General features: G+C 40.5%; 2 protein-coding genes. Both read left to right on the top strand.

What is annotated here, in order from left to right; translation table 11 throughout:
- Positions 1-172: 172 nt before the first annotated feature.
- Positions 173-1,405, top strand: a complete 1,233-nt coding sequence (locus tag F1E73_RS16820) for an N-acetylmuramoyl-L-alanine amidase family protein (protein WP_150452639.1) — start codon at positions 173-175, stop codon at positions 1,403-1,405.
- Positions 1,406-1,493: 88 nt separating this feature from the next.
- Positions 1,494-1,981 (top strand): MlaD family protein (locus F1E73_RS16815; protein ID WP_150452638.1); only part of this gene is annotated, 488 nt, incomplete at its 3' end.

Raw genomic sequence — 1,981 nt, 5'->3', positions numbered from 1 at the left:
AAGGAGCAATAGGAAAAGTAGGGAATGTTTATTTGATTGCAAAGCTAGATATCCTATTTTTGTAACGGTTTTGGCAATATTTCGGGCTCAAACTTACATATATTTTTTGTACTGCCTGTAGGGTATTGCAATAAATTTAACCTAAAATAATCATCAAATTATAACTAGCGACATGAAACTAAATCGTTATTTCCCCATATCAATTCTATTGGTTGCCTTTTTGCTCCTTTCTTTTGATAGCAATACCATGGAAAAAGACGGGGATGGAAAGTTTGTGGTAGTATTAGATGCTGGTCATGGTGGCCATGACCCTGGGAATATGGGAAATGGGTATTTGGAGAAAAATATAGCGTTGGAAATTGTCCTAGGAGCCGGAAGAATCTTGGAGAAAAACCCCAAAATCAAAGTGATTTATACCCGTAAGGACGATACTTTTGTAGACCTCTTCAAGCGGGGGGAGATTGCCAATAAGGCCAATGCAGACCTTTTTGTTTCCGTTCACTGTGATTCGCACACCTCCAATGCCCATGGTGCCGGTACCTTCGTATTGGGACTTCACGCCAATCAACAAAACTTTGAAATCGCAAAAAAGGAAAACTCCGTAATTTATTTGGAGGACGATTATGAGACTCGGTATGCGGATTATAATATTAATTCCCCTGAATCCGTTATCGGACTTACCATTATGCAGGAAGAATTTTTGGACCAGAGTATCAAACTCGCCAAATTGATGCAGGATAATTTCGCAGAAAAGTTAAAAAGAAACGATCGTAAGGTAAAACAGGCTGGGTTTATCGTGCTGCATCAGACTTTTATGCCTAGCGTTTTGGTAGAAACAGGATTCCTTACCAATAAAACTGAAGGGGCTTATCTGAACTCCAGAAAAGGGAGGGACGAAATGGCCTGGGCTATCGCAGATGCCATTCTTACCTATAAGAAAGAGTCTATTGTGTCTAGCGAGCCGGTATCCCGTGGAAACACCCTGGTGGTGGTAGATGCCAATAAGCCTAAAGGGGCTGCATCCCAAGAGGATACAGGGAAGGGTACTGCATCCCAAAAGAGAAGCACCCTAGTAGTGAAAAATCAATCTAATGTGGAAACTCCAAAGGAGACGGTAAAGGAAGTCATCAAGAAATCGGACAATATCGTATTTAAAGTACAGATCTTTGCTAGCGGGAAAAATATTCCCCTTCGCCCAGAGAATTTTCAGGGGCTAAATACCCTGTCCAAGGAGAAATTCAACAACCTTTATCGGTATATGTATGGGGAAACCAACGATCATTTTCAGGCCACCTTACTAAAAAGCAATGCCGATGCCAAGGGGTATACTACTTCATATATAGTGGCTTATAAGGATGGGAAACGCATTTCGGAAAGGGAGGCGCTTAAATACCTTTCGGAATAATGGCCGGTCTTATTAAAATTATTTCTAATTTTGTTAGTAACTGAAAATACAAATACCGTTTTTTTTAAAAAACAATTAATAGCTATATATGAAAATATCTAGGGAAGTAAAAACAGGAATTATTGTTATTGGCGGTATTCTGTTGTTCATTTTAGGGTTTAGTTATTTAAAGTCCACACCACTTTTTGATAATAGTAAAACCTTCTATTCGGTGTACCCTAATGTAGGCGGACTCCAAGCGGGGACCCAAGTGACCATTAACGGTTTTTCTGTGGGGAAGGTGAACGATATTAGGTTTAATGACGAGCAGGGTAACTTATTGGTAACCTTTACGGTGAGCAATAATTTTTCCTTTTCCAAGAACAGTGTTGCAGAGCTATACGATACCGGAATCATAGGGGGTAAGGGGATTCAGATAAAGCCCGTTTTTGATGGGTCGGCCATTGCCGTATCCGGAGACACCCTGCAATCATCCAACAGACCGGGATTAACAGAATTGGTGCAGCAGCGATTAACTCCTTTACAGCTAAAGGTAGAAGATGCTATCTCTAACGCAGATTCCCTATTGATGAATGT

Source organism: Arenibacter lacus (genome assembly GCF_008711145.1).
In the GTDB taxonomy this organism is placed as follows: domain Bacteria; phylum Bacteroidota; class Bacteroidia; order Flavobacteriales; family Flavobacteriaceae; genus Arenibacter; species Arenibacter amylolyticus.
Note: the sequence above shows the minus strand (reverse complement) of the source record. Positions and strands in the feature narration are given on the sequence as shown.

Coding starts and splice junctions, on each gene's coding strand:
- F1E73_RS16820 (WP_150452639.1), top strand. CDS start 173: ATGAAACTAAATCGTTATTTCCCCATATCAATTCTATTGGTTGCCTTT.